We start from the raw sequence: 3,710 nt of genomic DNA, 5'->3' as shown, positions 1-3,710 counted from the left end.
GTGGGCGCTGAGGAAGGTATAAGAGACAGTGTTAATAACGATAACTATGTTAAATAAGAAAATACTCGCAGTGATGATCACTGCCGCCCTTGGTGTAAGCGCCTGTAATTCTGATGACGACACGATTATTCAACCTGATGACAAAGTCGTTCAAGCCGATTTACGGGTACTCGAAACCACGGATCTGCACACAAATATCATGGATTTCAACTACTACAGTGGCAAAGATGATCCAACTATCGGTCTAGCCCGCACTGCAAGCTTGATCCGCAAGGCACGCGGCGAAGCCAAAAACAGCGTACTCGTCGACAACGGCGATCTACTGCAAGGCAGCCCAATGGGCGATTACATGGCTAAAGTTGGCCTGCAAATGGGTGATATTCATCCAGCCTATAAAGCCATGAACCTATTAGATTATGAAGTCGGTAATATCGGCAACCATGAATTTAACTATGGTTTAGATTTCTTAAATAAATCTATTAGTGGTGCAGATTTCCCTTATATCAACTCAAACGTTTATTGCGCCGACGATAATGGTTGCTGGAATGAGGTTAAAAAAGGTGAGCATTTATTCACCCCTTATATCATTAAACAAAAAATTATTATCGACAGTGAAGGTAATAATCAAACCATTAACATTGGTTATATTGGTTTTGTGCCACCGCAAATTCTATTGTGGGATAAGCAAAATCTGACGGGGAAAGTGACGGTTGAAGATATAATTACAACCGCGAAAAAATATGTCCCAGAAATGAAAGCCAAAGGGGCCGATATCATTATCGCCATTCCACACTCTGGCATTGGTTCAACGGAAAATCCTGGCGATCCTATGGCTGAAAACGCTACTTACGCTTTGACTTATGTTGACGGTATCGATGCGATTCTATTCGGCCACAGCCACTCTATCTTCCCAGATGCTAAGTATGCTGACTTGCCCAATACCGATGTCACTAAAGGCCTACTGAACGGCGTCCCCGCAGTGATGCCAGGTCGTTGGGGTGATAACTTAGGGCTGGTTGACTTTAAACTTGAGCGTAAAGATGGCAAATGGCATGTCCTTAGTGCGAAAACGCAAGCTCGCCCCATATATAATGGCGCAACTAAGGAAGAGTTAGTTAGCCAAGATCCCGCAATTAAAGATGCAGTCGCAGCCGAGCACCAAGGCACCCTCGCCTTTGTGGATGAACCTATCGGCGTTGCCGCAGCCGACATGTACAGCTTCCTTACCTTAGTGCAGGACGACCCTACGGTACAAATCGTTTCCGATGCGCAAATCGCTAACGTGAAAGCGAAATTACCTGCAGCATTAAAAGGTCTGCCAGTGCTATCAGCCTCCGCACCCTTTAAAGCGGGCGGTCGCCACGGTACAACCAGTGATGCCGATCAATTTGTGCAAGTTGATAAAGGCCCACTGACCTTTAAAAACGCCGCCGATCTGTACCTGTATCCCAATACTATGGTGGCAGTCAAAGCGACGGGCGCCGAATTGAAAGATTGGCTCGAGTGCTCAGCAAACCAGTTCAATCAAATTGACCCAGCAAAAACCACCCCACAAGGTTTAATCAACTGGGATGGTCATCCAACCTATAACTTCGACGTACTCGATGGCTTAACCTATAAAATTGATGTGACCCAACCAAGCAAGTTTGACCGCGATTGCGCCGTCGTTAATGCCAACGCAAACCGTATCGTTGATTTAAGCTATAAAGACGAAAACGGCAAAGTCATCACAGGTGAAGAATTTGCCGCGAAAGAATTTATCGTCACCTCAAATAACTACCGCGCCTTTGGGGGTAAGTTTGCTGGTACGGGTAGCGACCATGTGGTGCTTGAACTGCCCGATACTAACCGTGAAGCACTAGCTGCCTATATCACAGCGCAATCTCAGTACAACGAAACCACAGGTAAGTACGAAGCTATGGTCAATCCAAGTGCCGATTACAACTGGGATTTCAAAACCATCACCACGAATGTCGCATTGGACGTTCGCTTCGAAACCCAAGACAGTGACAAAGCCGCTGCCTTTATCGAAGCCAATAAACAACGTGAAATGAAGAAGATAAGCAAGGATGAACTGGGTTTCGCCGTTTATAGCATCAACCTAACCAAATAAGCGTTCAATTCCAAAATATCATGCTCAAAAGGCTCCTCGTGAGCCTTTTTTATTCCCTGCCGATTAAATTAACGCTAATCTGCGCGCTATAAACAGTGTGTCGCCATTTAGTTCATCATGCTCCACACTAAAGGTTAAACCTGCTTTGTATCGCCAAATATCTGCCTTACTATTTAGCTTAGCGGCATCCTTATAACAACAGAGAAAGCTTATGAAATATCAATCAATTTTATGTGCCACGGCATTAGTGCTGGGGACTGTGCAGCCAGCAACGGCCGATGTTCATCTCAAACTACCTAAAAATGCTGAAGTGTTAACGGTCAATGGCAAGCCAGCAGTAAAGAATGGCGATCTCGTTTTAGCCGATGGGACCAATCAAATTGCCTTTCGTTATGCCGCGCAATATCGACAACAAGCTGACTCAGTGCATTATCTTTCCGACGTGCTCATCGTCCGTTTTGATGCGTCAGCACAAACACTCACGCTGACACTTCCCGCCATCAACTCAGCCAGAGATGCAAAGAAATTTGATGAGTCACCTAAGCTGACACTATTAAATGCTCAAGATGAAGCTGTGGGTTTTACCAGTGATAAATTGATTAAGAATGGCATTCAACTAGGACGGGATTTCGAACACGAGATACTGCAGTACAACCTTAGCAATCATCCGGCTTCATTAAATATCACGATGAATACCGCGACAACACAACCAAGCGACGCGATTACACCAATATTGGCAAGCCAGCCGCAAATACGCCAAACATCAGCAGCCACATCCACGAGCTTGATCGCGCCAGCAGTTATACCGTCAGCCACAGCGGTCAATGACAAAGCTCAGCAAATCACTCCTACTACGACACCTAGCCAAGCTGAAATCAGTCAAATGCTGGATTACTGGTACAAACAAGCTAACGACAATACCAAAGCCAGCTTCAAAGCCAAAATCAACAAAGAGTGATGCATAGAGCACGCAAGCGTTGAAGAGAGTATTTGTCCTCCAACCATCAACAACGCTTCGGCTATCTATTTCAGACCGCCAGCTTAGTATCATACATGAACTGGCGGCTCTATTCAGTTCGTAAAATTAGAACTTAGTAAAACTTAAGCTCATTAAAAAAGCGTTCAGTAAACCCATTACCACTTCACAGCTTAATGTTATTTCAGACAATGAAACGGTTTCAAAAACGCTAAAACATGTAAATTGCAGACGCAAAAAGCCAGCTTATTCAGCTGGCTTGGTTACATCTCAATGCGATAATTAGATGCTTGGCGATGACCCACTCTCACATGTGGGTGAAATCATCGCGCTATCAATACGGAGTATTTAGCCATGATTGAACGCGAAGAAGCTTGTCTTCGTAGCCGGGGAGTCCGCTTAGCGGCGGGCGACCGCCATGGATGGTGGAAGTGTCTATATTGGAGGAACATTTATTGACCGACATCGAGATAAGTTTTCGCGAAGCGTATAAACACAAAAGCCCTAGCGGTTTAGGCTAGGGCTTTTGTGTTTATTTGGATGCTTGGCGATGACCTACTCTCACATGGGGAGACCCCACACTACCATCGGCGCGTTTGCGTTTCACTTCTGAGTTCGGGA

At 45.3% G+C, this 3,710-nt stretch carries 2 protein-coding genes; both read left to right on the top strand.

The genetic code is table 11. From position 1 onward, the window contains the following. Positions 1 to 46: 46 nt before the first annotated feature. Positions 47 to 2,113, top strand: coding sequence for a bifunctional 2',3'-cyclic-nucleotide 2'-phosphodiesterase/3'-nucleotidase (locus KFE26_RS23440; RefSeq protein ID WP_212601900.1), 2,067 nt, complete (start codon positions 47 to 49; stop codon positions 2,111 to 2,113). A 211-nt stretch (positions 2,114 to 2,324) separates the two neighbouring features. After that, positions 2,325 to 3,071: a DUF2057 domain-containing protein gene (locus KFE26_RS23435; RefSeq protein WP_212601899.1), complete on the top strand. Its 747-nt coding sequence runs from the start codon at positions 2,325 to 2,327 to the stop codon at positions 3,069 to 3,071. Positions 3,072 to 3,710: the final 639 nt, after the last annotated feature.

Source organism: Shewanella sp. M16, assembly GCF_018224605.1.
GTDB classification, from domain to species: Bacteria; Pseudomonadota; Gammaproteobacteria; order Enterobacterales; family Shewanellaceae; genus Shewanella; species Shewanella oncorhynchi.
The sequence above is the reverse complement of the archived record's forward strand: the minus strand, read 5'-3'. Positions and strand labels throughout refer to the sequence as shown.